At 55.3% G+C, this 21680-nt stretch carries 17 protein-coding genes and 1 pseudogene; all 18 read left to right on the top strand.

Features of this window, described 5'->3' with window-relative positions; genetic code table 11:
- The first annotated feature begins 159 nt into the window (after positions 1-159).
- The 18 genes and pseudogenes from tssH (at position 160) to tssJ (ending at position 21680) form a co-directional block, all read left to right on the top strand.
- A complete protein-coding gene (tssH, locus tag ABLU67_RS02725; RefSeq protein WP_265810956.1) occupies positions 160-2802 on the top strand; it encodes a type VI secretion system ATPase TssH in 2643 nt (880 codons plus the stop codon).
- Entirely contained in the window at positions 2799-5297 is a 2499-nt protein-coding gene (vgrG, locus tag ABLU67_RS02720) for a type VI secretion system tip protein VgrG (RefSeq protein WP_348852146.1), read from the top strand. The genes tssH and vgrG overlap by 4 nt, the downstream gene beginning before the upstream one ends.
- Positions 5294-7447 carry a DUF3274 domain-containing protein gene (locus tag ABLU67_RS02715; RefSeq protein ID WP_064406692.1) on the top strand — a complete coding sequence of 718 codons (2154 nt, stop codon included), beginning with the start codon at positions 5294-5296 and terminating at the stop codon, positions 7445-7447. Before vgrG ends, ABLU67_RS02715 begins: the two co-directional genes overlap by 4 nt.
- Before the next feature lie 4 nt (positions 7448-7451).
- Entirely contained in the window at positions 7452-8150 is a 699-nt protein-coding gene (locus tag ABLU67_RS02710; RefSeq protein WP_086074116.1) for a hypothetical protein, read from the top strand.
- A 130-nt stretch (positions 8151-8280) separates the two neighbouring features.
- The gene (locus ABLU67_RS02705) at positions 8281-8979 is read left to right on the top strand and encodes a sialidase family protein (RefSeq protein ID WP_064407451.1); all 699 of its coding nucleotides are present in this window, start codon (positions 8281-8283) and stop codon (positions 8977-8979) included.
- 97 nt (positions 8980-9076) lie between these two features.
- Positions 9077-9265: a hypothetical protein gene (locus ABLU67_RS02700; RefSeq protein ID WP_064378525.1), complete on the top strand. Its 189-nt coding sequence runs from the start codon at positions 9077-9079 to the stop codon at positions 9263-9265.
- Position 9266: 1 nt separating this feature from the next.
- On the top strand, positions 9267-9965 hold the full coding sequence (locus ABLU67_RS02695) for a sialidase family protein (protein WP_064377847.1): 699 nt from the start codon (positions 9267-9269) through the stop codon (positions 9963-9965).
- A 14-nt stretch (positions 9966-9979) separates the two neighbouring features.
- On the top strand, positions 9980-10237 hold the full coding sequence (locus tag ABLU67_RS02690) for a PAAR domain-containing protein (RefSeq protein ID WP_074177954.1): 258 nt from the start codon (positions 9980-9982) through the stop codon (positions 10235-10237).
- On the top strand, positions 10237-11619 hold the full coding sequence (locus ABLU67_RS02685; protein ID WP_064406687.1) for a hypothetical protein: 1383 nt from the start codon (positions 10237-10239) through the stop codon (positions 11617-11619). The genes ABLU67_RS02690 and ABLU67_RS02685 overlap by 1 nt, the downstream gene beginning before the upstream one ends.
- A gap of 11 nt (positions 11620-11630) precedes the next feature.
- A pseudogene (locus ABLU67_RS02680) lies at positions 11631-11840 on the top strand (contractile injection system protein, VgrG/Pvc8 family); the annotation flags it as partial.
- Between the two features lie 75 nt (positions 11841-11915).
- A complete protein-coding gene (locus ABLU67_RS02675) occupies positions 11916-12092 on the top strand; it encodes a hypothetical protein (RefSeq protein WP_158413618.1) in 177 nt (58 codons plus the stop codon).
- A gap of 3 nt (positions 12093-12095) precedes the next feature.
- Positions 12096-13127 carry a DUF6708 domain-containing protein gene (locus ABLU67_RS02670; RefSeq protein ID WP_064406686.1) on the top strand — a complete coding sequence of 344 codons (1032 nt, stop codon included), beginning with the start codon at positions 12096-12098 and terminating at the stop codon, positions 13125-13127.
- Positions 13124-13390: a PAAR domain-containing protein gene (locus tag ABLU67_RS02665; RefSeq protein WP_074189050.1), complete on the top strand. Its 267-nt coding sequence runs from the start codon at positions 13124-13126 to the stop codon at positions 13388-13390. The genes ABLU67_RS02670 and ABLU67_RS02665 overlap by 4 nt, the downstream gene beginning before the upstream one ends.
- Positions 13390-14604, top strand: a complete 1215-nt coding sequence (locus tag ABLU67_RS02660) for a hypothetical protein (RefSeq protein WP_139155586.1) — start codon at positions 13390-13392, stop codon at positions 14602-14604. The genes ABLU67_RS02665 and ABLU67_RS02660 overlap by 1 nt, the downstream gene beginning before the upstream one ends.
- Before the next feature lie 208 nt (positions 14605-14812).
- Complete coding sequence (locus ABLU67_RS02655; RefSeq protein WP_348852173.1) at positions 14813-18112, top strand: ImcF-related family protein; 3300 nt, start codon at positions 14813-14815, stop codon at positions 18110-18112.
- Positions 18113-18353: 241 nt separating this feature from the next.
- Entirely contained in the window at positions 18354-20114 is a 1761-nt protein-coding gene (tssF, locus tag ABLU67_RS02650) for a type VI secretion system baseplate subunit TssF (protein WP_348852145.1), read from the top strand.
- The gene (gene tssG / locus ABLU67_RS02645) at positions 20078-21163 is read left to right on the top strand and encodes a type VI secretion system baseplate subunit TssG (protein ID WP_014838280.1); all 1086 of its coding nucleotides are present in this window, start codon (positions 20078-20080) and stop codon (positions 21161-21163) included. The genes tssF and tssG overlap by 37 nt, the downstream gene beginning before the upstream one ends.
- Positions 21141-21680: a type VI secretion system lipoprotein TssJ gene (gene tssJ / locus ABLU67_RS02640; RefSeq protein WP_032749377.1), complete on the top strand. Its 540-nt coding sequence runs from the start codon at positions 21141-21143 to the stop codon at positions 21678-21680. The genes tssG and tssJ overlap by 23 nt, the downstream gene beginning before the upstream one ends.

Here is a 21680-nt window from a genome sequence, read left to right as displayed (position 1 = left end):
ATGGGCAGTTTCCGCTGCCCGTTTTTGCTGAGCGCCTGAACTGACGGGCGCTCAGCAAAAAAACAATCTGCCTGCCTGACCTGATGCGCTTTGGGTTCCTGAATAACAGGGAACAGCGACGGGCGGTAGCGTGTCCGGAACTGATAAAGAGAAAAGCTCATGGAAAATCCCGCCATTTTGTTACGCCGTCTTAATCCTTACTGCGCCCGTGCGATGGAAGGCGCTGCCACCCTGTGCCAGACCCGGGCGCACGCGGAAATCCTGCCCGAGCACTGGCTGCTGAAACTGCTGGAGCAGGGCGAGGGCGACCTGACGGTACTGGCGCGGCGCTACGAATGGGATATGGACGCGATATGGCAGGATTTGCTGACCTTTATGGATAAGCTCCCCCGTTCGGTGCGCGGCCGCCCGCAGCTTTCAGACGCTATTCAGACTCTGATGCAGGAGGCATGGCTAAGCGCTTCGCTGGCCGGGGAGGAGCATATCCGTAGTATCCACCTGCTGATGGCGCTGGTGGATAAACAGAGTCTGGTGCGCTGCGACGGCCTGTGGCCGCTGCTGACCCTGGCGCAGAGCCAGCTGGCGCGCCTGCGTCCGCTACTGGACGCGCAGTCCGAGGAACGCCCGGAGGTGCAGCAGGAAGCTGAGCTGGCGCAGGGCGACGAGGTGGCGTTTGTCGGCCGTCCGGTTAATGCGGGCGTAAAAGAAGGGGATCTGAATCCGGCTCTGCAGAATGCGCTGGATAAGTTCACCCTCGACGTGACCGCCCGCGCCCGGGACGGCAAAATCGACCCGGTGTTCGGCCGTGATAATGAAATCCGCCAGATGGTGGACATTCTTTCCCGACGCCGCAAGAACAACCCGATACTGGTGGGCGAGCCGGGCGTCGGTAAGACCGCGCTGGTGGAAGGTCTGGCGATCAGAATCGCCGAGGGCAACGTCCCGAATGCGCTGAAACCGGTAAGCGTGCGCACCCTTGACCTCGGCCTGCTGCAGGCCGGAGCGGGGGTGAAGGGAGAATTCGAGCAGCGGCTGAAAAACATTATCGACGCGGTGCAGCAGTCGCCGCTGCCTGTGCTTCTGTTTATTGATGAGGCCCACACCCTTATCGGCGCGGGTAACCAGGCGGGCGGCGCCGATGCGGCTAACCTGCTGAAACCGGCCCTTGCCCGGGGCGAACTCAGAACCATCGCCGCCACAACCTGGAGCGAGTACAAACAGTATTTTGAGCGCGATGCGGCGCTGGAGCGGCGCTTCCAGATGATCAAAGTCGATGAGCCGGACGACGACACCGCCTGCCTGATGCTCAGGGGCCTGAAGTCCCGCTACGCGGAGCATCACGGGGTGCACATCACCGATGAGGCGGTGCGCGCCGCCGTCACCCTCTCCAGACGCTATCTGACCGGACGCCAGCTGCCGGACAAGGCGGTGGATTTACTCGACACCGCCTCCGCCCGCATCCGCATGAGCCTGGAGACGGTGCCGGCGCCGCTGACTCGACTGAAGGCGCAGCTCACCGCCCTGGCGATGGAAAAGCAGGCGCTGCTGGAAGATATCGCGGCGGGCAACCACACCCACGGCGAACGCCTGGCGGCCATCGAACAGGACGAAGTCCGTATTATCCTGCAGCTCGACGAGCTGGAAACGCAGTACGGCCAGGAGCTGAAGCTCACGGAAAACCTGCTTGCCTGCCGCGCCGATATCTCCCGCCAGGCGGAAATCGCAGACCTGCAAAACCAGCTTAGTGCCGTGCAGCAGGGGAACCCGCTGCTGGGGCTGGACGTGGACGCGCGCACCGTTGCCACGGTCATCGCCGATTGGACCGGCGTGCCGCTCTCGTCTCTGATGAAGGATGAGCAGACGGAGCTGCTGAGCCTGGAACAGCAGCTCGGTAGACGCGTGGTGGGCCAGGACGCGGCGCTGAACGCCATCGCGCAGCGTCTCCGTGCCAGCAAAACCGGGCTGACGTCGGAGAACGGCCCGCAGGGCGTGTTCCTGCTGACCGGGCCGAGCGGCACCGGCAAGACTGAAACCGCGCTTGCCCTTGCTGATGCGCTGTTTGGCGGTGAGAAATCCTTAATCACTATCAACCTCTCCGAATACCAGGAGCCGCATACCGTCAGCCAGCTCAAGGGCTCCCCGCCGGGGTACGTCGGCTACGGCCAGGGCGGTATCCTCACCGAAGCGGTCAGAAAGCGTCCGTACAGCGTGGTGCTGCTGGACGAAGTGGAGAAGGCCCACCGGGACGTGATGAACCTGTTCTACCAGGTATTTGACCGGGGTTTTATGCGCGACGGCGAGGGGCGGGAGATCGACTTTCGCAACACGGTTATTCTGATGACCTCTAACCTCGGCAGCGACCACATCATGCAGATGCTGGGCGAACGGCCGGAGGCCACGGAGTCCGACCTGCATGAACTGCTGCGTCCGCTGCTGCGCGACCACTTCCAGCCCGCGCTGCTGGCGCGCTTCCAGACGGTGATCTACCGCCCGCTCACGCGGGACGCGATGCGCACGATTGTCGGTATGAAGCTCAGCCAGGTGAGCAAACGCCTCAGTCGCCACTACGGCATGACCACTACCATCAGCGACAGCCTGTACGACGCTCTGACGGATGCCTGCCTGCTGCCGGATACCGGGGCGCGCAACGTGGACAGCCTGCTCAATCAGCAGATACTGCCGGCGCTGAGCCTGCAGCTGTTAAGCCATCAGGCGGCGGGGCAGAAGCCGCAGCACCTGATGCTGGGCCGTGATGAAGAGGGGGGAATTGTGATGGAGTTTGGCGCAGGGGCGGGCGTATGAGCGAGATAAAATCCCTGTTGTTCAGCCACAGCCACCATCTGTTAACGGTGCGCGGCTGCAGCGCTCTTCTGGACGTGCTGAGCTTTGAAGGTGAGGAGGCCCTGAGCGAACCGTTCAGATACGTGATTGAGTTCACCAGCGCCGACAAAACCATCACGCCGCAGCAGATGCTGATGCAGGACGCGACCTTCACCCTGCAGGCGCCGGCGGACCAGGGTTTCGGGATTAACATTCAGCAGCCGGTGCGCACGATTCAGGGCGTGGTGACGGCGTTTGAGCGCCTTTCCGCATCCCGCGACGAAACGCACTATTCCCTGACCCTGCAGCCCCGTCTGGCGCTGCTCTCCCGGAGCCACCAGAACCGGATTTACCAGGATATGTCGGTGCCGGATATCGTGGAGCATATCCTGCGTACCCGCCACGCCATGCGCGGGGAGGACTTTGTCTTCACCCTGGCACAGGCGTATCCGCGTCGCGAGCAGGTGATGCAGTACGGCGAAGACGACCTGCGCTTTATCACCCGCCTGCTGGGCGAGGTCGGTATCTGGTTCCGCTTCACCGCCGACACCCGGCTGAACATTGACGTGGTGGAGTTTTACGATGACCAGCGGCACTACGAGCAGGGGCTGGTTCTGCCGTCGGTGCCGCCCTCCGGCCAGCACGACAGCGGTACCGAGTCGGTGTGGGCGCTGAAAAGCCAGCATAACGTGGTGCAGCAGTCGGTGTTCACCCGGGACTACAACTACCGCAACACGCCGGAGGAGATGAGCCAGAGCGCGGACGTGACGTCCGGCGACGTCACCACCTACGGTGAGGCGTATCACTGGGCGGATAACTACCTGGCGCCGGGCAGTGACGGCCAGCGCAACCCGGAGCCGGAGAGCGGGGCGTTTTATGCCCGTCTGCGCCACGAGCGCTACCTGAACGACCAGACCCGGCTGAGCGGCAGGACCAGCAGCGCGGCGCTGGCGCCGGGCCGGGAGCTGAAGGTCACCGGAGGCGCTGAGGTGACGGAGGTTTTCCGCCAGGGCGTGGTGATTACCGGCATCCACAGCCGCGCCCGTCGCGACCGCAGCTATGAGGTGGCGTTTACGGCCATCCCGTTCTCGGAAAATTACGGCTTCCGTCCGCAACCGGGCGACAGGCCGGTCATGGCCGGCACGCTGCCGGCGCGGGTGACCAGTACGAAAACCAACGATATCTACGGCCATATCGACCGCGACGGCCGTTATAAGGTCAACCTGCTGTTTGACCGCGACCACTGGCAGCCGGGGGAAGAGAGTCTGTGGGTACGTCAGGCGCGCCCCTATGCCGGGGACACATACGGCCTGCACCTGCCGCTGCTGGCGGGGACGGAAGTGGCCATCGCTTTTGAGCAGGGAGACCCGGACCGTCCGTATATTGCCGGTGTCCTGCACGACTCAACGCACCCGGACCCTGTCACCATCCGGAACTATAAGCGCAACGTCCTGCGGACCCCGGCGAACAACAAAATCCGCCTCGACGACGCGCGTGGCAAAGAGCACATCAAGGTCAGCACGGAGTACGGCGGCAAGAGTCAGCTGAACCTGGGGCATCTGGTGGACAGCGAAAAACAGCCTCGCGGGGAGGGGTTTGAGCTGCGGACGGACAGCTACGGAGCGATACGGGCCGGAAAGGGGATCATGCTCACCACCGAATCGCAGCCGCGTGTGCAGGGCAAACAGCTGGATATGACTGCGGCGATCGTGGAACTGGAAAAGGCGTTGTCGCTGGCGAAAACATTACAGCAATGTGCCGCCACTGCCGGAATCAGTGTGGTGGACACAGGGCAACAGCAACGACTCAGCCAGACACTGAAACAACTAAAAGGGGCGGGGCTTCTGACGTATGCCGGTGAGGGGCAGGCACATATCACACCTGCAAGCCTGCAACTTTCCACAGGCGAGGATTTAGTTGCAACGGCGGGTAACGATGCCAGCATCAACGTGGTAAAAAAATTCTCACTGGCTGTTGGTGAAAAGCTGGCCCTGTTTGCCCGAAAACTTGGCATCCAGATGATTGCCGGTGCCGGAGATATCACAGTTCAGGCACAGCGCGGTGCCATGCATATGCTTTCACAGCAGGATTTCACATTGACCAGCACCGACAGCAAGCTGAATATCAGCGCAAAACAGGGAATACAACTGGCCTGCGGAGGCGGTGGCATCCGCATTAATGCGGATGGATCGGTTGAAATATTCTCACCCACAGGCGTTGATATTAAAGCGCCAAACTTTGCCTATAAAGGCCCTGAAAGTGTGCAGATACAGATGCCAAATTTTGATAAAGGGGCGTTTAAACACCGTTATCGGCTTCATGCTTCCGATGATCCAGAACAAATTCTGACCAGACAAAAATTCCGCGTCAAAAGCTCTGCGGGCGACATCGTCGAAGGTGAGACAGACGGCGAAGGATGTTCGCCCCTGCTTGATGCGACCGATCTTGATACCTGGACACTGGAGTTACTCTCATGACTGATAAAAAAACCAGCCCGTATGCGCCGCGCATAGCTTCCAGAAACAATGTGTCGGTGCCAGAAGGACTTGGGAAAGCGGCGCAGACCTGCAATGTGGCGGTTCCCCGTCCCATGCCCTGTATCGTCATTCTGGTGCATGGCGTGAATGATGTGGGCGAAGCGTACCAGAACCAGGAAACGGGTATTATTGCGGGTCTGAGTAAGCGCCTTAACCGTACTGACCTCTACGCGCATGAATGGAAAGATTTCATGATGATGCATAACGAAGAGGCGCAGAAAAAAATCGCCGCGCCGGGTCGTTCGCCGGTTATTCCTTTTTACTGGGGCTACAAGCCGGTGACGTATGACGACTGGGTTGCGGACCAGCAGAATTACCGGAAAGAAGTGGACGCCCAGAAGCTGGGGGACAAAGCCCATATTCCCTATGATGCTTATCAACAAAATGATAAAGAGAAAATGAAGGCTGTCGGCAACGATGGCGATAATAAGGTGAAGTTTCAGAACGACAACTGGAACAATGCGCTGGATATGAATTTTGCCAAAGGTGGCGGAACCTTTGCTAATGCCACCACCAGCATCCCCGATATGCTGGGGCCGGGGGCAGGAGGGGCGGCTGTTGCCGCCGCAGGGTTTAGCACACTGTATCTGAACGGCGGTGACTATACGCACCCGATTTTTCCCAATCCGCACCGTATTTATCAGTTTTTTGCCGCCCAGCGGCTGGCGGATTTGATTATTCAAATCCGGGATGAGCCTGTCACCGAGAACGACGTGATTAACGTAGTGGCCCACAGCCAGGGCACCATCATCACCATGCTGGCGAATATGCTGGTCAAACAGGCGGGATACAGTCCGGCCAATTGTGTGATTCTGAACAACTCGCCGTATTCGCTGGAAAGCCGGCTGATGGAAAATGCCCAGTCGGGCCACCACCAGACCAGCGCGGCGCGGCAGCAGACGTTCAAAAACTTCTGCGCCGTGATGGCGGAACAGTACAAAGGCGGCGAACTCTCCGGTGATGACATTGAGGCGCTGGAGGGGAGTTGCACGCTGCGCAGGCCGGAAGAGAATCCACTGCGTAAAGACAATAAGTATCGCCGTAACAACAACGGCAAGGTGTATAACTATTTTTGCCCGAACGACGGAACGGTTTCGCTGAAAAATGTTCAGGGTTTTGGCTGGCGGGGTATTCCCGGTGAGCTGGCCAGTGCTATTCCTAACCTGCGTCAGCGCGTATTCTGTCAACATGTCTGGGTGGGGAAGGCTCCAGATGAAAAACCATTTGAAATGCCACCATCATATAAGGGCGACTTTAAATACAGCGTTGCCACGAATGCCAGTTATACCGCGAGTGATGTGATTATTAATGGCGAGGAGCTACCGGAAACCTTCATGTTCAGATTGCAGGGGCAGGACAATCACCCGGATAACGACGAGAAAACCTGTGATGCACCGTATAAGGCGAATATTGACCCTGACAGCCCGGATGCGTATATCTCCTACTCGGCGAAAGCCTATGCCATCAGCCGCACGGCAAGTGCCACATATCCGCTGGACGATTATCAGCGCCGTTCATGGTTTCCGGGCCATGTACTGACGGAAAGTGAATTGCAGACAGAGAGTAACAAGCGGAATGTAACAGTGATTCACGGCATGGTAAGCGGGTCAAAAGATTTCCCGGCCCTCACGCTGACGTGGCTGAAATCCCGTGATGAACTTGAAAAGGAGTGGCAGAAATCAGACCCGGTGAGTTACAGCCAGCACTCCTCTGTCGTGATGAGTGAGTTTGCGCCTTCTCATGCGATGGCGTTTGACCTGGCGATAGGGCAGTGCAAGGCGTTTAATTACAAAGCGGGAGAATTCTGGGAAGCCCTGCTGCACCGCGCTGACTGGCGGGATGTGCATAATGGAAATGTTGATGCAAAAGAATATTACCGGACAGGGAGACTACCGCTGGAAGGAACAAAAAACTATATGAACAAGCCCGATGAGGTTATTCCATCGTTAAAAGAGTGTGGTGTGGTGAATCAGTTTATGAATGCCACAAAGGTTATTCCGTCCCGCGACCTGGCAACCGGAAATAAGGAAGTGCCGAATACACAATGGGACAGGCCAGACACGCTAACCGACCGCCAAATGAAAGGTTAACGATATGAAAAAGTTAACAACAGGCATTGTTTTAGCCGGAACATTGACTGCCACCGGATGCCTGGCAACCAAAGAAGCTCCGACCCAAGTGGTTTATCGCTTTGACGACCACCGTTATCTGGAACTGAAAGGCTGGAACTGTGAGGGTGAACTCTGGTACACGGATACGCAGAGAGGCATTCATTCACAGCCATATTTTCAGTTTTACCGGATATTTACCAAAAAATTCATTCATCCCTCCGAGCGTTATATCGCGATAACCAGCTGGGAATCTGGTGGTTTTATTGTATCAAAGGACTATGGGAAAAGCTGGCAATCAGTAGGATTTTCGCCGGGAGAGAATGAACCTAATGGAGATAATCGCGCTCCACGAGAGGATGTTATTTCTTTCACAGTCGTGAATGACCAGGGATTTTTGCAGACGAAGCACCGGTTGTATATGTCATCAAAACCGTTTGATGATCCGCGTCTTGCTGTTGGTGGACCCGGTATTACTTACACAGCATCAGATGGTGCTGTTCATCACATAGATCCCAAATTTCCCGGCAGGGCCTGGGGTATGGTGTACATGACTAAGCAAGGGTTGCAAGAAAGCACAGATCAATTTAAATCTAACTGGCAGGATCTTCCCGACAAAGTACCGGAAGTGAAAAATTACCAGGGCTGGGATCATATGCGGTGTGATATGGACGCCGGGAAATAACGTAGTGGCCCCCAGTCAGGGCACCATCAGGGGTATCTGGCGAAAGACTATAAAGAAATACCGAATACGCAATGGGACAGGCCGGACACGCTGACAGACCGTGAGCTGGGTATAACGAAAGGGAACTGATATGAATTTCACTCAGATGGCAGGCAGCGTGTTAGCGGCAATGCTGGTGGTCAGCGGATGTGGTGCCAAAGAACCGCCGACGCAGGTGGTTTACCGATTTGACGACCACCGTTATCTGGAACTGAAAGGCTGGAACTGTGAGGGAGAACTCTGGTACACGGATACGCAGAGAGGTATTCATTCACAGCTATATTTCCAGTTTTTTCGGATATTCACCAAAAAATTTGTGCACCCTTCGGAACGCTATCTTGTTATCCCAAATTGGGACCCAGGGGCTTTCAGAGTATCTAAGGATTACGGAAAAACCTGGACCACGGCGACATATTCTCCCGGAGAAAACGAACCGAATGGTGACTCATCACCGCCGAGAGACGACATTCTTTCCTTCACAGTCGTAAATGACCAGGGATTTTTGCAGACGAAGCACCGGTTGTATATGTCGTCAAAGCCGTTTGACGATCCGCGCATTCTTCCCGGTGGTCCGGGGATTACCTACACTCTTGATGACGGAACGGTACATAGAATTGATCCGCAATATCCAGGCTGGGCCTGGGGAGTGGTGTATTTCACCAAAGAAGGATTAGATGGCAAGGTTGTGCGTCATGAAGCTAACTATCAGGATCTTCCCGACGAAGTACCGGAAGTGAAAAATTACCAGGGCTGGGATCATATGCGGTGCGATATGGACGCCGGTAAATAACGTAGTGGCCCCCAGTCAGGGCTGGCAGGAAGAGAACCTGCTGGCGAGAGAGTATTACCGGACGGGGAAACTTCCGCTGGAAACAACAAAAAACTAGATGAATAAACCTGATGAAGTTGTTCCTTCGTTAAAAGAGTGTGGGGTGGTGAATAAATATATGAACGCCACAACGATAATTCCTTCTCAGGGGTATCTGGCGAAAGACTATAAAGAAATACCAAATACGCAATGGGACAGGCCGGACACGCTGACGGACCGTGAGCTGGGTATAACGAAAGGGAACTGATATGAATTTCACTCAGATGACAGGCAGTGTGTTAGCGGCAATGCTGGTGGTCAGCGGATGCGGTGCCAAAGAACCACCTATGCAGGTGGTTTACCGCTTTGACGACCATCGTTATCTGGAACTCAAAGGCTGGAACTGTGAGGGAGAACTCTGGTACACGGATACGCAAAGAGGTATTCATTCACAGCTATATTTCCAGTTTTTTCGGATATTCACCAAAAAATTTGTGCACCCTTCGGAACGCTATCTTGTTATCCCAAATTGGGACCCAGGGGCTTTCAGAGTATCTAAAGATTACGGAAAAACCTGGACCACGGCGACATATTCTCCCGGAGAAAACGAACCGAATGGTGACTCATCACCGCCGAGAGACGACATTCTTTCCTTCACAGTCGTAAATGACCAGGGATTTTTGCAGACGAAGCACCGGTTGTATATGTCGTCAAAGCCGTTTGATGATCCGCGCATTCTTCCCGGTGGTCCGGGGATTACCTACACTCTTGATGACGGAACGGTACAGAGAATTGAACCACAATATCCGGGAAAGGCCTGGGGGCTGGATTATATTACCAAACAAGCGCTTGTAAATGACACGGCCAAATATAAAACCAATTATCAGGATCTTCCCGACGAAGTACCGGAAGTGAAAAATTACCAGGGCTGGGATCATATGCGGTGCGATATGGATGTGGGGAAATAAGGAACCGATATATAATGAGAGGTGTTATTCGTCTTAACGATCCGCTGGTGTGTGGCGGTCATGTATCTACCGCTTCCGGTGTCGAGTTTATGGGTATTAAGGTTGCATTAAAAGGCGATCTGGTTATCTGCCCCGAACATAAAGGGACATTTATCATTGCTGAATGCCATCCATCCTGGACAATGCTTGGGCGTGGTGTGGTGGTTGACGGTTGTAAGGCTGAGTGCGGTTGTACAATAAAAACAACGTTACCAAATGCGGGGGGCGTCTGATGCAATGGTGGTTGTATGAAAAACAGAAAGAGGCGGAAAACCCTGGTATTTCATTATGGCTCCTCATTTTCACTTATGTAGTCGTCATTACATTTTGTTTATTCATTCGTGCAACAACATGGCCGAATAATAAGCATATTGACGCTCTTTTTTTTCTTCCGGCGTTGGCGCTCCCTTTTTTAATTATTACTGCACTGATGTGCTTTGTTAATATTTTTAAAAGCGCACTTGTTCATTATGCTGAAATGCGTAAGTTTATCGCGTTATCACAGGAATACCATTTAAAACAATATGCCCGGAAAAATATAATTATTGCCGGATGGTCTGTGATCACTCCGCTGGAACAACCTGCATTGAATCTGTTGAAGCTGGAAGGTGAATTCCCGCTGGCCCCGAAAAATCCGTTAAAAATCAGGCAGGAACAGGGGTTTGATTATACTCGTATCGAACAGATATTTGGTGAATTAATTGGGCCATTGGCAACCAAACTAAAAAATCATAACTATCGTGGTTTTAAGACGACGTTATGGGTACGGGGAGGGGATGAGTATTGTTGTGATGAATTACAGCGAATGTTAGGGCGATTTGACATTAATCACAACAGTGACTGCCAGATAGAATATCTGTCAGAATGTCCTGATTATTCCCTTATAAATACATGGATTAAACAGTCGGAGACCTCCCGGGTAAATCGCCTGATATTTATCATCGATATATATGGTGATGATAGCGATTCAAAAAGTATGGAAAGTGCGTGTGCACTTTTACTCACAAACCGTTATGTCAAAATCGAAAGTGAAAAACCAGTTTACCTCTATCAGCCGATGGCAGGTGTGAATGATGTTGAGGCCAAAGTACCTGTGTATCTGCAAACAGAACCGGTAGCCTCACCAAAAACGCTCTGGTACACAGGGTTGTCCCGGGCTGAGAAATATCCGCTGTTGAAAGCGCTTGATGAGCAGAAACAGGCTCCTGAACGACTGGATATTGAGGCATCACTGGGTGAAAGAAGCGCCGGATACCGGTGGCTTGCACTCGCACTGGCTGCTGACGCGGTAAAATATGCGCAGGGTGGGCAACTTGTTGCTGTGTCAGAAAATAATCAGTTTAGCATCGCGGCATTGTCGTCCAGACAACCTCCTGAACTAGATGATTTTAAAGGATTTGAACACACCCAACCTTGGCTTTTTGGAGGAATGTCCGGAATCCTTCTGATGCTTTCTTTTTGGGTGTACCAGTTTAGTTTTTTTGATTCGAAGAACCCATTTTCCTTATGGGGATTTATTGCCGGTAGTTTTACCCCACTCATTGTGGGGGGCGTTATTGGCATATTGGCAACCTGGTATAGCAGTAAAAATGCCTGTGCAGATATGGGCTGGTAATTATGAGCGGCATTCAGGATATCCTGCATACCCGCCACGCTATGCGCTGAGAGGACTTTGACCCTGCACAGGCGTATCCGCGTCGCGAGCAGCTGATGCAGTACGGCGAGGAGGACCTGCGCTTTATCACTCGCCTGCTGGCTGAGGTCAGTATCTGGTTCCGCTTCGCCGCCGACACCTGGCTGAACATTGACGTGGTGAAGTTTTGCGATGACCAGCGGTACGGCGCTGGCACCGGGCCAGGATCATCACTTGGAGTACGTATGGAAATTGTTGGCCTTACGCTGGGGTGAGTAATGGCAGCCGTGCTTCTGGTTGCAGCATTTTATATTTCCTGGAAACAGACCAATGAGCTGCAGCAATGGCTGGAAAAAACGATGTGGGGAGTAACGCCGGAGGGGCTTCCTCCTGAACCACATCAGACGCTTCAGATTGAAATGCAGAGTCTGAAAGACATTATGCAGGCAGGATAATAAATGGATTACGAAGGATTAATGATCAAATACAAGTACCGGGCCTCACCTGTACTGACAGAGGATGAACTCGCTAATCAATTACATCAGAATGAAAAATTAGACCTGGGTGACAATAAAGTCATGGATGATGCGGCGGTGATTCATCTCAGTTCAGGTTATATGGAGGTGGTTGATAAGTGGTATGCGATAAAAGGATTTTTAACCGTTCCATCCCTGGCTCTGTTTCTTCTTTTTACTTGGGGTGTATATGATTTTACGTCAACAATGGTATATGAGTACTTATCCGGGCGTCAGAGAGATCTTTTTTTCTGGGGATTTGGCACTGGTGCAGTAATCATTTCTTTTCTTCTGGCATGGTTCTGTTCATTTATGATGAGGGTTGAATGTTTCCGCTGGACGCATTATCCCGTCAGATTTGACAGGAAAAACAGACTGGTGCATGTATTCAGCGTGGACGGGGAGGTTTACAGCGCCCCCTGGGACGACATTTTCTTTACGACTGGATGTTATACAAAAACAAGATTTAAGCGGAAGAATTACGATATTCGCGGACATGTGCTGGCGGAAGATCGCAAAACGGTGCTGAAAACGTTCACGCTGTCGGTTTCCGCTCCGCGGCGTGAAGACCTGTACCGCAACTGGGAATTTGTGCGCCGTTATATGGAGGAAGGGCCGGAAGCGGTCGCCGGCGTACTGAAACTGATGCCTCCGGTGGAGGGACGCCGGGAAGGGATATTTTTTGGCTACTGGTATCTGATGTTCAGCGCCACCTACGGGGCGCCGTTTTTTGTGGTGCCCTTTCTGATGGCGCTGTATCTGACGGCCTGGCCGTTCCGGGTCTTTGCGATGTACACCTGCCGGATCCCGCGCTGGAGTGAGGAAGTCGAGGCCAGTTGCGTGATTGCGTCGGACGATCCCTGGGATATCAGTGCCGCGCAGAATCCCCGTTCGCTCTGGCGCTGGATGCTGGGAATGGACAAGGCGCGCAGCATGGTGGATAAAAAACGCGCCATGATGGAGGTGAAGAAATGAAGGGCATCGTTCGTATTGGCGATAAAACAACGCATGGTGGTCAGGTGCTGTCCGGTTCCGGGACCTTGAAATTTCAGGGGGTGGGTGTGGCGCGTTTAGGCGATGCGGTAAGTTGTCCCATAGAAGGGCATAGTCCATCATATATAGCGGAAGGCCACCCTACTATGAAAGATAATGGCGTACCCGTTGCATTTCATAATTATAAATGTACTTGCGGTTGCACATTAATTACCTCACTAAGCTGCGCTACAACGAGTAAATAATGCCTGTTGATCTCTCTGTGATTCCTCCCGCAACTAAGCGGAAATTACCTCCGTCCGTAAAACGATGGTCGGTTGTGCTGCTTGTCTTCATTGTTTGTGGTGGGCTTTTTACCTCATTGTTGTGGCCCTCACATAGCATAGTACGAGGGGGATTATTCTGGAACTGTTTTATCAGCTTACCATTTATAATATGGTTGTTTATATTTGGTGTTCGCTGGCTATGTTATTTGACATCCGTATGGTTCTCTGATGGCTGGAATCATGAACGGGAAAAAGATATTGGGAATGAAATTCAGCGTGGGCAGCGTTATCTGACGCTGGAAGCTGTATGTACGCATTTACAACACGTTGTAACGTCTGGTGTCATGACGGACCAATTTATAATACCTGGGGGAGTTGAGTTACCCACAGTGGTGGATGAAGTCACGCAAATAGTGAGCTATCAAACCCGTTTTGGCGATGCCAGGTTACCTCTATCAATCAGAATAGTCAGGGAGCTAACCTTACTTCTTGAGGACATAACGTTACAGACAGCGTTAATGAAATGTAAGGCTTCAAAGCGGTTGACTGTGGTTTTACAGCTCGATAGTGATATTGCATTGGCGTCAGATACTATTTCAGATATTCAGGAGGAAATTAAATTACTTGTGCCTGAGCATGCGCAAGTTTTGTTTTCCTCTCAATTTGGATTGACCGATATTGATAATTGGCTGGATAAACCTCGAACTATAGAAACTCTATTGATTTTGTCAATGAAATTAAAAACAAAATTACGTAATGGAGAAGGGGAAGCTGCAGTGGCATTGCTTTTAAACGCCACACAAGACGATTCACAACTGAAAGAGTATATAGCTCATATTCACAGGCCGGAAAAAACAACTCATGCAGGACTAAATGCATCAGTGATGCAGTCATTGTTATGGGGAAAGAGCAATCTCGAAAATATCGAATATCTCTGGTTAGCAGGAATGGGGGCGAAAAATAAAGAGAAAACACAGGTTGCTAATAATCTCGGTTTGCCATTGAATGATACAAAGGCGAAGTTGATCGATATTGACATTAAGAGTGGTTTTACGGGGAGTGTATCGCCGTGGCTTGCTATTGCTTTGGCTTCTGGTAATCACAGATATTCCTCACCACAGCTGATTGTCAGTATGTCTGAACATGATGATTTCTTGTGGTCGTTGGTCGTTAGGCCTCAAGCACAGTTGTAGCTTCGAATTTATTATCCTCGTGTTATTTAAGTTGTAAGTCATTGCTGAAGTTTCTCTATCCAGTTATTTTATGTCGGGAGAAAAGGTGAAACGTATTTTGCAGGGAATAAAAAACACAACATTTCAGTTGTGGTTTATCTTGTTTGTTCTTTTATGCTTGGGAATTGCAGCATGCCTTATCCTCAGGAGTGAACCGACTATACTGGGGATTTCTCCAGACTCTATCTGGTTTGAGCGGCTATTTATATTAGCTCTGGTACTAACGGGTGGATTACTGCTCTTTATTATCATTTTTTTTATTACGACATATTTGTTTGGTAAAAACGCTTACCGCCAGGCTAAATTCCTCTCATCTGGAAATAAAACCGATTTTATACGGCATCGAAGTGAGGCAGAATCCTCGACCGTTGCTAGCATTCGGCATGTGAAAGCCCACCTCCGCCGTCGCTACAACCTTTTCTGGCGCAGTAAAGTCCGCCTGCTGCTGGTCTGTGGCGAACCCGAACATATCGCCGCCATCGCCCCCGGCCTTGCCGAAAAACAGTGGCTTGAAGGCCACCGCACGGTGCTGATTTACGGCGGCAGCCTGTCATCGGCGCCGGACATCGGGCGCCTGGCCGCCCTGCGTAAGCTGCGCCGCAGCCGTCCGCTGGACGGCATCGTGCTGGCGCTGGATGAGAGACAGACCACCGCCGGTACGCTGGATAACCATCTTCGCACCCTGGAGCAGGTCGGGGAGGCGCTGCGCTGGCAGCCGCCGGTGTACCTGTGGCAGGTGACTGACAGCGACTGGTCGCAGGATGCGCGCGTCACCCAGACGGTAGGGGCGCTTTTCCCGGCCCGCGCCACGCCGGCGGGGGTGGAGCGCCAGCTCCGCGCTATCCTGCCATCCCTGCGCGAAAGGGGAATACAGCAGCTGTGCGCCGGGCCGTCGCACGATTTCCTGTTACGTTTCGGCCGGCAGCTGGAGAAACAGGGAATAGCCCACTGGAAAACGCTGCTGACGCCGTGGCTGACGGAGCACCTGAAGCGTGTTCCGCTGCGCGGCCTGATGTTCAGCCCGTCGCTGGCCCCTGAGGATAATGCCGCGGGCCATGAACACCGCTGGTCCGCTCCGGCGGTCTGGCAGGGCGTGACGGCGGACTGCGTTCAGGCGCGGGGCGTGCGGGCAGGGATGCCGTGGCAGCGAACGCCGGGCGTCACCCTGCTGACGCTGATTGCCCTGTGGGGGGCGGGCAGCGTGGTCTCCTTTGCCGTTAACCGCCACCATATCGTCAGCGCGGCGGCGCGGGCGCAGCAGCTGGTGAATCATCCCGCGGTTAACGACCCGCAGCTGATGGCGCTGCAGGCCCTGCGTAACGATATCGGGCGCCTGCAGACTCAACAGGCGAATGGCGCTCCCTGGTACCAGCGCTTCGGGCTGGACCACAATGCGCCGCTTTCAGCCGCCCTGATGCCCTGGTACGGCCAGGCCAGTAACCGTCTGATACGCGATGCGGCCATGCAGGCGCTGACGCAGAAACTGACCGTCCTGGCGAACCTGCCGCCGCGCAGCCCGCAGCGCGCCACGTCAGCTAAGGCGGGCTACGACCAGCTGAAAGCATACCTGATGATGGCGCGCCCGGACAAAGCCGACGCTGCCCTGTACGCGCAGGTGATGACAACCACCGCGCCATCCCGGCCGGGACTCTCCCCGGCGCTGTGGCAGAGTATCGCCCCGGACCTTCACGCCTTTTACATGCAGAGCCTGCCGTCGCAGCCTGCCTGGAAAATCACGCCGGACAGGCAGCTGGTCACCCGGGTACGTCAGGTGCTGCTGGAGCAGATTGGCCGGCGCAACGCGGAAAGTACGCTGTATGAGAACATGCTCACCCGGGTGCGCCGCAGCTACGCGGACATGACGCTGGAGGACATGACGCCGCAGACCGACGCCGGTCGCCTGTTCAGCACGCCGGAGTCGGTGCCGGGGATGTTCACCCGCCAGGCGTGGGAGGGCGGGGTTCAGGAAGCCATTGATAACGCCGTGGCGTCCCGGCGCGATGAAATCGACTGGGTGCTGAGCGATAGCCGTAAAACGCTGTCCGGCGACGTCTCCCCGGAGGCGCTGAAGCAGCGCCTGACGGCGCGCTACTTCACCGATTTTGCCGGTGCCTGGCTGAACTTCCTCAACAGTATCCGGCTGAACCCGGCGCACAATATTGCCGACGTCACCGACCAGTTAACGCTGGCCGGGGACGTGCGCCAGTCGCCGCTGATTGCCCTGATGAACACCCTGGCTTACCAGGGGCAGACCGGGCAGCAGAAAGAGGCCATTTCCGCATCGCTGGTGAAATCGGCGAAAAACCTGCTGGGCGGTGATGACCGGCCGGTGATTGACCAGCAGGCCGCCGGACCGGCGGGGCCGCTGGACAGCACCTTCGGGCCGTTGCTGCAGCTTATGGGTAAAAACAGCGCGCAGAGCGTGATGGCGGCGGACAGTTCGCTCAGTTTACAGACTTACCTGACGCGCCTGACCCGCGTGAGCCTCAGGCTCCAGCAGGTGGCAAACGCCGCCGACCCGCAGGCGATGATGCAGCAGCTGGCGCAGACGGTTTTCCAGGGCAAGAGCGTTGACCTGACCGACACGCAGGAGTACGGCAGTCTGGTGGCGGCAAGCCTCGGTGAAGAGTGGAGCGGTTTCGGGCAGACGATGTTTGTTCAGCCGCTGACCCAGGCCTGGGAGACGGTGCTTCAGCCATCGGCGGCCAGCCTGAACGAAGCGTGGCAGCGCTCAGTTGTCGCGAACTGGAATTCAGCGTTTAAAGGGCGTTATCCCTTTGCTGCCGCGAAGAGCGACGCCTCGCTGCCGATGCTGGCGGCGTTCATCCGCCGCGATACCGGACGTATTGACCGTTTCCTCAGCACGCAGCTGGGCGGCGTTCTGCACCGGGAGGGCAGCACCTGGGTGGCGGACAGAACCCGCAGCCAGGGGCTGACGTTCAGCCCGGCCTTCCTGAACGCGGTGAACCAGCTCAGCCAGCTGTCCGACATCCTGTTTACCGACGGCAGCCAGGGTATCAGCTTTGAACTGCAGGGGGTGGCAATGCCGGAAGTGGTGGAAACACAGCTGACGCTTGACGGGCAGAAACTCCACTATTTTAACCAGGTTGCCGACTGGCAGAGCTTCCGCTGGCCGGGGGTAATCAATAAACCGGGGGCGATGCTGACCTGGACGTCGACGGCGGCGGGAACCCGTCTGTATACAAACCACAGTGGCCCGTGGGGCGTTATCCGGATGCTGGAGCAGATGCAGCGGCAGAAAGCGGGGGACGGGCTGTACCGGCTGAGCGTCACCGCGCCGGACAGGCGACAGCTTCAGTGGCTGCTGCGTACGGAACTGGGCGACGGACCGCTGGCGCTGCTGAAGCTGCGAAACTTCAGTCTGCCGTCGCAGATATTCAGCGTCGGTGTCCCGGCGCCAGGCCGCACGGATGAATATGAATCTGACGTTGTGGAAGGGAGTGAATAATGGCCTCTGTTGATATTCTGCTCGCCAACCGCCGGAGATCCCCCCGGCAACGATGATTTCAAGAAGATGCGTGATGAGGTAAGGGCGCGCAACTTATTGCTTCAATGTTCAATGTTCAATGTTCAATGTTCAATGTTCAATGACACTGATGCGATCTGAGGTTGCAGAAAACACCTATCGCGATCTTCTCCCCATTTTTTAAACGCACCTCCTGTAGCTCTAAGGCTAAAAGCATATTTCTATGGACGACTTAACCCTGCGTTATTTTGACGCCGAAATGCGTTACCTGCGTGAAGCGGGCGAAGAATTCGCCCGCGCCCATCCTGACCGGGCGGCGGCCTTAAATCTCGACAAATCGGGCGCGCGCGACCCCTATGTCGAGCGCCTGTTTGAAGGCTTCGCCTTTCTGATGGGCCGCCTGCGCGAAAAGCTCGACGACGATCTGCCGGAGCTGACCGGCGGGCTGGTGAGCATGATCTGGCCACACTACCTGCGTACCATTCCGTCGCTCTCCATTGTTGAGTTCACCGCGGACTGGCGTGAGCTGAAAGAACCTGTCCGCGTTGAAAAAGGCTTTGGAATTCTTTCTCAGCCCATTGGTGAAAAGCGCACCCGCTGCCATTACACCACGACGCAGCCGCTGACCCTGCAGCCCCTGTCGCTCGCCCGGGCGGGGATCTCGACGGAACCGGATGGGCGCTCGCTTCTCCGCCTGCGCTTTGAGTGCAGCCCGCTGGCAGACTGGAGCCGCATCGATTTAAGCCGCATCCCGCTGTACCTGAATGGCGATGCGCCGCTGGCCTGCGCCTTACATGAGGCGCTGACGCTCCGGGTGGCGAAAACGGGTATCCGCTTTCCCGGCGATGCTGACCGCAGACCGCTGGACGCCCGTTTTGCCGTCTCCGGTTTCAGTAAGGAGGAGGCGCTGCTGCCGGAGTGCGGCAGTTTCAGCGGTTATCAGCTGCTGCTGGAGTATTTTACCTTCCGTGAAAAGTTTATGTCGGTGACGCTGCGCGGCCTGGAAAATGTGGATTTCCCGGAAGAACTGGCGTGGTTTGAAATCGATATCGTGCTGGAAAGACAGTGGCCGCATGAATATGCGCTGTCGGAGAAACATCTGCGCCTGCACTGCACGCCGGTGATTAATCTGTTTCCGCTGGAGTCCGATCCGCTGCACCTGGACTCGTTACAGACCGAATACCTGCTGCGCCCGATGCGTGTCCAGGACGGTCATACCGAGATTTATTCCGTGGATTCGGTCACCTCCTCGCGCCACTCCGGTCACCAGACGTATGTGCCGTTCACCAGCTTCCGTCACAAGGGAGGAATGCTGCGCCATGATGCGCCGGAATATTATTACCATACGCGGGTAAAGTCCGGTCCTTCAGGGCTGCACGACACCTGGCTGACGCTCGGCGGCGAGGCGTTTGATAACCACACCGTACCGGAGAATGAAAAACTGTCGCTCAGCCTGACCGGCACCAACGGCCAGCTGCCGCGCCGGGCGTTGCAGAGTACGCTGCTGGACACGGTGGTGAAATCCACCACCGCGCGCATTCAGGTGCGTAACCTCTGCGCCCCGACGCTGCCGTGCTACCCGCCGGACCGCGATCGTTTTCACTGGCGGGTGCTGAGCCATCTCGGCAGCAGTTTCCTGTGGATGATGGATAACGCCGACGTGCTGCGCGGCGCGCTGGCCCTCTATGACTGGACCGATAACGAGATGAACCGCCGCCGCCTGGAAGCGATTGTCGATGTCAGGCATAGCGAGGTGGAACGTTTTGCGCAGGGCCATTTTCTGCGCGGCGTGCAGATTGAGGTGACCCTCGACAGCAGCGGCTTCGCCGGGCACGGCGATATCTGCCTGTTCGGCGAGATGCTGAACCGCTTCTTCGCGCTGTATACCGATATTCACCTGTTCAACCATCTGATTCTGATACTACAACCTGGGGGAGAGCGCCTCGAATGGCAGGAGAACCACAACCGCCGCATTCCCGGCTAAGCCCCCGGCTTGAGCGGGAAATCTATCGCATCAACTTCTACCGCTTCTGCCAGTTACTGGAAAAGCGTCGTCCGGGCGCATCGCCGTTGGGCAGCACCCTGAATCCGGCGGACGATCCGGTACGGTTTCGCCCGCATCCGGGAATGGGCTTCCCGGTCAGCGAGCTGAAAGCGGTGGAATATGATGAAGACCATCCGGATGCGCCGCCGACGGTGCGCACGACGTTTATGGGGCTCTACGGCGTCGACTCGCCGCTGCCCACCGCGTGGCTCGACGAGATCGCCCAGCAGCGGGAAGGGCACGAAGCGCAGGAGGCGTTTCTTGATATCTTTAACCACCGCATTCTGACGCAGTTTTACCGCATCTGGCGAAAATATTCCTACCCGGCGACGTTTGAAGCGGGGGGCAGGGACAGCACCTCGCAGAGCCTGCTGGGCCTTATCGGTCTGGGAATGCCGGGTACCGATAAGCATATCGCCACCCCGATATCGCGTTTTCTGGCGCTGCTCGGCATCATGCGCCTGCCTGCGCGTACCGAAGAGGGGATTCAGGCGCTGGTGCGTCTGCTGGCTCCCCGCACGCGGACCACCGTCACGCCGCACTGCCCGCGCACGTTTTTCATCAACAATCCACTGGGTTTTTACGGCAATGACGATTTTCTGCTCGATGGCTATAACGTGCTGGGCGACGAAACGACAGAGGTCAGCAGCCAGCTATTGATTGCGCTGTACACGGACGATATCGCCGAGGCGCAGGGGTGGTTACCGGAAGGGCAGATATATCAGGACTTTCTGGTCCTGCTGCGGGTCTATCTTGGCTGGCGCTATAAAGCGCGTATACAGCTGACCGTTCCTGCCCGGTTACTGCCTGCGCCGGTGCTGGGCGAAACCCCCTTTATGCTCGGCATGACGGGGATACTGGGCGTGGAGGGAGAGGAGATCCCGCCCGATATCCCCGCCACCTTTACTATTGAGCCTGGCGGCTATTGCGGAATGCCGTCTGCAACTTTACAACAAGGAAACCAGCGTGTTGCATACCACTTTGATTAAGCGATGGAGTTTACTTCTTATGCCTTTACTGCTGACAGGCTGTGGCCTGACGCAGAAAATTAGCGACAGCACCTCATCGGCGGTGAAATCGGTATTTTATAAGCAGGTAAACGTCCTGCATCTGGACGTTACCGCCCGGGCGGAACTGAACACCGATGAGCGGGAGAACACCTCGCTCTCCCAGCCGGTGATGGTGTGGGTCTACCAGCTCAGTGACCGCAAGGCGTTCGATAAACGGGTCTATCAGCAGCTGGTCACGGAAAGCGAGGAGGCCGCCGGAGACGAACGGCTTGCCAGCCGTAGCCTGGTGGTAAAACCCGGCGCTGACGTCAGCCTGGATATGCCGATGGACGAGAAGGCGCAGTTTATCGCGGTGGTGGGGTTATTCCGGGCGCCGGATATGGTGAAGAATGACTGGAAGCTGGTGCTGAGGCGCGACGATCTCGATCCCGACAAACCGCGCATTATTGAAGCCAGCCATAACCGCCTGACGCTGAAACCCCTGAAGGATGACTGA

Origin of the sequence: Klebsiella sp. GN_Kp190, assembly GCF_040061795.1 — a bacterium.
GTDB lineage: Bacteria > Pseudomonadota > Gammaproteobacteria > Enterobacterales > Enterobacteriaceae > Klebsiella > Klebsiella michiganensis.
Note: the sequence above shows the minus strand (reverse complement) of the source record. Positions and strands in the feature narration are given on the sequence as shown.